Here is a 6,320-nt window from a genome sequence, read left to right on the forward strand (position 1 = left end):
ATAATGGCAAGAGAATATGATTTAGTTATCGTTGGCGGCGGTACTGGTGGATATGTTGCTGCTATTCGAGCATCACAACTAGGTTTAAAAACTGCACTTGTTGAAAAAGAAAATCTTGGTGGTACTTGTTTGCACAAAGGATGTATTCCTAGTAAAGCTCTTTTACGTAGTGCGGAAGTATACGCAACTGCTAAAAAAAGCGAAGAATTCGGGGTTATTGCGAGTAATGTAGAACTAAATTTTGCGAAAGTACAAGAGCGTAAAGAGAAGATTGTAACGCAACTTCATAAAGGCGTTCAACACTTAATGAAACAAGGTAAAATTGATGTGTTTGAAGGTATTGGCCGTATTCTTGGCCCATCTATTTTCTCTCCAATGCCAGGGACAATTTCAGTGGAACTTGCAAGTGGAGAAGAGAATGAAATGTTAATTCCAAAAAATGTACTTGTTGCAACAGGTTCTCGTCCGAATTCACTACCAGGTTTAGAGTTAGACGGAGAGTATGTAATGTCTTCTGATCATGCCCTAAAAATGGAAACGCTTCCTAGTTCGATTATTATCGTTGGTGGCGGTGTAATCGGTATTGAGTGGGCATCTATGCTTGCTGACTTCGGTGTAGAAGTTACAGTATTAGAGTATGCGAAAACGATATTACCACTAGAAGATCAGGACGTTTCAAAAGAAATGCAACGTCTATTCAAGAAAAAAGGTATTAAAGTGGTAACTGGTGCAAAAGTATTACCAGAAACATTGGTAAAAGATAATGGAGTAACAATTCAAGCTGAACATAACGGTGAGAATAAAGAATTTAAAGCAGAAAAAATGCTTGTATCTGTAGGAAGACAAGCCAATACGCAAAATATTGGTTTAGAGAATACGGATATCGTTGTGGAAAAAGGATACATTCAAACAAATGAGTTTTATCAAACGAAAGAATCTCATATTTACGCAATTGGAGATGTAATCGGTGGCTTACAACTTGCTCACGTTGCTTCTCATGAAGGAATTGTTGCAGTAGAACATATTGCGGGCAAAGAAGTTACACCAATTGATTATTCTATGGTATCAAAATGTGTATATAGCAGTCCGGAAGTTGCTTCTGTCGGTTTAACAGAACAAGAAGCGAAAGAAAAAGGCTATAAGTTAAAAGTAGGTAAGTTCTCATTCCGTGCAATCGGAAAAGCACTTGTATACGGTGAATCGGATGGTTTCGTAAAACTTGTAGTTGATGAAGAAACAAATGACATTCTTGGTGTTCATATGATTGGACCACATGTAACAGATATGATTTCTGAAGCTGGTCTTGCAAGAGTACTTGATGCAACACCGTGGGAAGTAGCACATACAATTCATCCGCATCCATCATTATCTGAGGCGATTGGTGAAGCAGCATTAGCTGTAGATGGAAAAGCGTTACACGCATAAAAATGTGGATTTAGGAGGTTATGAAAAATGGCAGAAGTAAAAGAAAAGCGCCATGAAGAGCTTGGCTTAAGTGATGAGCAAGTATTAGAAATGTTCCGTACGATGTTACTTGCACGTAAAATTGACGAACGTATGTGGTTATTAAACCGCGCTGGTAAAATTCCATTCGTAATTTCTTGTCAAGGACAAGAGGCGGCACAAGTTGGAGCAGCATTCGCTCTTGATAGAGAGAAAGATTATGCATTACCGTACTACCGTGATATGGGCGTTGTACTAGCGTTTGGTATGACAGCTAAAGAACTTATGTTGTCTGCTTTCGCAAAAGCTGGAGATCCAAACTCTGGTGGTCGTCAAATGCCTGGTCACTTCGGTCAAAAGAAGAATCGTATTGTGACAGGGTCATCTCCAGTAACAACGCAAGTACCACACGCGGTTGGTATTGCATTAGCTGGAAAAATGGAAAAGAAAGATTTAGTAACGTTTGTTACATTCGGAGAAGGTTCTTCTAACCAAGGTGATTTCCATGAAGGTGCAAACTTTGCTGGTGTACACAAGTTACCTGTTATTTTCATGTGTGAAAATAATAAATACGCAATCTCAATTCCAGTTGAAAAACAATTAGCATGTAAGAATGTATCAGATCGTGCAATTGGTTACGGTATGCCTGGATATACAATAGACGGAAACGATCCGCTTGCAGTATATAAAGCTGTAAAAGAAGCTGCAGACCGCGGTCGTCGTGGTGAAGGCCCAACTTTAATTGAAACAGTATCATATCGTTTAACAGCACATTCTAGTGACGACGATGATCGTGTTTATCGTGATAAAGAAGAAGTAGAAGAAGCAAAGAAAAAAGATTCAATTATAACATTTGCTGCTTATTTAAAAGAAGCTGGCGTGTTAACTGAGGAATCTGAAAAACAAATGTTAGACGAAATTATGCATATCGTAAATGAAGCAACAGAATATGCAGAAAATGCTCCGTATGCAGCACCTGAAGATGCATTGAAGCACGTATACGCAGAATAGGGGGGAACGTTTCATGGCTGTAATGTCTTATATTGATGCTATTACATTAGCAATGCGCGAAGAAATGGAACGCGATGAGAAAGTATTCGTTTTAGGTGAAGATGTTGGTAAAAAAGGTGGCGTATTTAAAGCGACACACGGTTTGTATGATCAATTTGGTGAAGATCGTGCGCTTGATGCACCGCTTGCAGAATCTGCAATTGCTGGGGTAGCAATTGGTGCGGCAATGTATGGTATGCGTCCAATCGCTGAAATGCAGTTTGCTGACTTCATCATGCCGGCAGTAAACCAAATTGTTTCTGAGGCAGCAAAAATTCGTTATCGTTCTAATAATGATTGGACTTGTCCAGTTACAATTCGTGCGCCATTTGGCGGGGGGGTTCACGGTGCATTGTATCATTCACAATCTGTGGAAGCGATGTTTGCAAACCAACCAGGTTTAAAAATTGTTATCCCTTCTACACCATATGATGCAAAAGGCTTATTAAAAGCAGCAATTCGTGATGAAGATCCAGTATTATTCTTTGAACATAAACGTGCATATCGTTTAATTAAAGGTGAAGTGCCAGAAGATGATTACGTATTACCAATCGGAAAAGCAGATGTAAAACGCGAAGGTGATGATATTACTGTTATCACGTACGGATTATGTGTTCACTTTGCACTTCAAGCAGCTGAAAAGTTAGCGCAAGATGGCATCTCTGCACACGTTCTTGATTTACGTACTGTATATCCATTAGATAAAGAAGCAATTATTGAAGCAGCTTCTAAAACAGGTAAAGTTCTTCTTGTAACAGAAGACAATAAAGAAGGAAGTATTATGAGTGAAGTGGCAGCAATTATTGCTGAAAACTGTCTGTTTGATTTAGATGCACCAATCGCACGTCTTGCAGGTCCAGATGTTCCAGCAATGCCATATGCACCAACAATGGAAAAATTCTTTATGGTAAATCCAGATAAAGTTGAAAAAGCAATGCGTGAACTTGCGGAATTTTAATCGGGGGGACTATACATGGCTGTAGAAAATATTACAATGCCTCAGCTCGGGGAGAGCGTTACAGAGGGTACAATTAGTAAATGGCTCGTTAATGTTGGCGATCACGTAAACAAATATGATCCGCTTGCAGAAGTAATGACTGATAAAGTGAATGCTGAAGTACCATCTTCTTTCACTGGTATTGTGAAAGAGTTAATCGCTGGTGAAGGTGATACGTTAGCTGTAGGTGAAGTAGTTTGTGTGATTCAAGTAGAAGGCGCAGATGAAGTAGCAGCGACAGCTGTTGAGGAGAAAACAAAAGAAGAACCAAAGGCAGAAGTAGCTACGCCTGAAAAAGCACCGAAAGCAAAACAACCAACTGATGGAAAACCTCGTTTTTCACCAGCTGTGTTAAAACTTGCGGGCGAACATAACGTTGATTTAGATCTAGTAGAAGGTACGGGAGCAAACGGCCGTATCACTCGTAAAGATATTTTAAAGCTAGTGGAATCAGGAAATATTCCGCAAGCAGGTGCGGCGAAGAAAGAGGAAGCGGTAGCGGCAGTAGTAGAAGCGCGTCCAGAAGCACCAAAAGCAGCGCCAGTAGCACAAAAAGTAGAAGCTGCGAAACCAGTTTCTGTACCAACAATGCCTGGCGATATCGAAATTCCAGTAACAGGTGTGCGTAAAGCAATTGCAGCGAACATGTTACGTAGTAAACATGAAGCGCCACACGCTTGGATGATGATTGAAGTAGATGTGACAAACCTTGTGTCATACCGTAATTCAATTAAAGGCGATTTCAAAAAACGCGAAGGCTTTAACTTAACATTCTTTGCTTTCTTCGTAAAAGCAGTAGCACAAGCGTTAAAAGAGTATCCTCAAATCAATTCAATGTGGGCTGGCGATAAGATCGTTCAGAAGAAAGATATTAACCTTTCTATCGCTGTTGCAACAGAGGATGAACTATTTGTACCAGTAATTAAACACGCGGACGAGAAGACAATTAAAGGTATCGCTCGTGAAATTACAGAACTTGCAGGAAAAGTACGTACGAAATCGTTAAAAGCGGACGAAATGCAAGGCGGAACATTTACAATTAATAACACAGGGTCATTCGGTTCCGTTCAATCTATGGGTATTATTAATTACCCACAAGCGGCTATTTTACAAGTTGAATCAATTGTAAAACGCCCAGTAATTATGGAAAATGGCATGTTCGGTGCTCGCGACATGGTTAACTTATGTTTATCACTTGATCACCGTGTACTAGATGGCCTAATTTGTGGTAAGTTCTTAGGACGTGTAAAAGAAATTCTAGAAAACACGTCAGAAAATAATACATCTGTCTATTAATAAAAAGCTCGCTTATGCGAGCTTTTTATCGTCTTATTTCTTCATTTGCATCCCTACTATATGTACAACACTTTTCCTGGCAATCTTACAATGAACGAGTATGTATTAGAAATTTACGAAAATACATTGCTGATATAGGGTATATAGATATAAAATAAGAAAAGAATAATTTTTTGGCAAATCTTACTGACGAAACTGTAGTATAATATATTGTATTGTATGAAAAAGAGAGTTATTCTATATAAGTGTTTTATAGATAATGTGTAATCAGTCGTCAAAACATGAAGAATGTTGACTCCTGGTTTTTTATTTTGCTGTAACAATGTTTCAGGAGGATGTCATGAAAAGAAGTACCGAGTTTCTAAAAAGTTTAGATGTAAAATTAATATTAATTTTGTTTGCATTATGTGTTACGAGTATAGCTGCTATATATAGCAGTCAACAAACTGGCCAATATGGGGCTGAGAATTTTGCTTTGAAACAAGGTCTTAACTACATAATTGGAATTGTAATGTTGCTTCTTGTTGCAAGTGTTGATTCGGATCAGCTACAAAAACTATCTTGGCCATTGTATATTGCTACATTTGCTTCGATTATTTTATTGAAGATATTACCAGTTTCGAACTTTACACCTGAAATACTTGGGGCAAAAAGATGGTTTAGGTTTCCAGCAATTGGAGCTATTCAGCCATCGGAGTTTTTCAAAATTGCACTGGTTATGCTAGTAGCAAATTTAGCAGTAAAACATAATACGCAGTATATAGTTCGAACATTTAAAACAGACCTAATACTAATAGGGAAGGTAATGTTAGTAGCTATTCCTCCTACGGCTGTTGTATATAGCCAACCGGATACAGGGATGGTGTTCTTATATGCCGCTGCAATTGCATGTATTTTATTTATGTCAGGTATTCAGAAGAAATTGATAGCGTTATGTACAGTTATTCCGGTGACTGTATTATCTACGTTAATATTTATTTACGTAAGGTATGAGGATTTCTTCTTTAATAATTTAGTTACGTTACTAAAACCTCACCAACAATCACGTATTGTAGGTTGGTTAAATCCATTTGAAAATGCAGATCAAGGTTATCAAACGCAGCAATCGATTTTAGCTGTAGGTAGTGGCGGTATGGAAGGGAAAGGATTTGGCGAAGGGAACGTCTATATCCCTGAGAAGCATACTGACTTTATTTTCGCTACAATTGCTGAAGAAGGTGGATTTATCGTAGCAGCGTTAGTTGTCTTCTTGTTCCTATTACTACTATATCGAACAATTATTATCGGTTATTCTGCTGATAATTTATTCGGTACATTATTATGTGCTGGAGCAATTGGGATATTAACGGTTCAAATATTCCAAAACATCGGTATGATCGTTGGATTAATGCCTGTAAAAGGGATTGCATTACCTTTCTTATCGTATGGGGGAAGTTCCTTGTTCTCAAATATGATTATGATGGGTCTTATATTATCGGTACGAAAAACGTATAAAAAGTATATGTTTTCTGTTAAGTAAAAAAGCTGATTCGTT

The 6,320-nt window shown here is 38.2% G+C and carries 5 protein-coding genes; all 5 read left to right on the plus strand.

Features of this window, described 5'->3' with window-relative positions:
• Window positions 1-3: 3 nt before the first annotated feature.
• The 5 genes from lpdA (at window position 4) to KI369_RS07600 (ending at window position 6,305) form a co-directional block, all read left to right on the plus strand.
• Window positions 4-1,425: a dihydrolipoyl dehydrogenase gene (gene lpdA / locus KI369_RS07580; protein ID WP_000090438.1), complete on the plus strand. Its 1,422-nt coding sequence runs from the start codon at window positions 4-6 to the stop codon at window positions 1,423-1,425.
• A gap of 27 nt (window positions 1,426-1,452) precedes the next feature.
• Complete coding sequence (gene bfmBAA, locus KI369_RS07585; RefSeq protein WP_000852551.1) at window positions 1,453-2,454, plus strand: 3-methyl-2-oxobutanoate dehydrogenase subunit alpha; 1,002 nt, start codon at window positions 1,453-1,455, stop codon at window positions 2,452-2,454.
• Window positions 2,455-2,467: 13 nt separating this feature from the next.
• Window positions 2,468-3,451, plus strand: coding sequence for a 3-methyl-2-oxobutanoate dehydrogenase subunit beta (gene bfmBAB, locus KI369_RS07590; protein WP_016086356.1), 984 nt, complete (start codon window positions 2,468-2,470; stop codon window positions 3,449-3,451).
• A gap of 15 nt (window positions 3,452-3,466) precedes the next feature.
• Complete coding sequence (locus KI369_RS07595; protein ID WP_000257652.1) at window positions 3,467-4,786, plus strand: dihydrolipoamide acetyltransferase family protein; 1,320 nt, start codon at window positions 3,467-3,469, stop codon at window positions 4,784-4,786.
• A 340-nt stretch (window positions 4,787-5,126) separates the two neighbouring features.
• On the plus strand, window positions 5,127-6,305 hold the full coding sequence (locus KI369_RS07600) for an FtsW/RodA/SpoVE family cell cycle protein (protein WP_212955577.1): 1,179 nt from the start codon (window positions 5,127-5,129) through the stop codon (window positions 6,303-6,305).
• Window positions 6,306-6,320 lie beyond the last annotated feature (15 nt).

This window comes from Bacillus sanguinis (genome assembly GCF_018332475.1).
Lineage (GTDB): Bacteria > Bacillota > Bacilli > Bacillales > Bacillaceae_G > Bacillus_A > Bacillus_A sanguinis.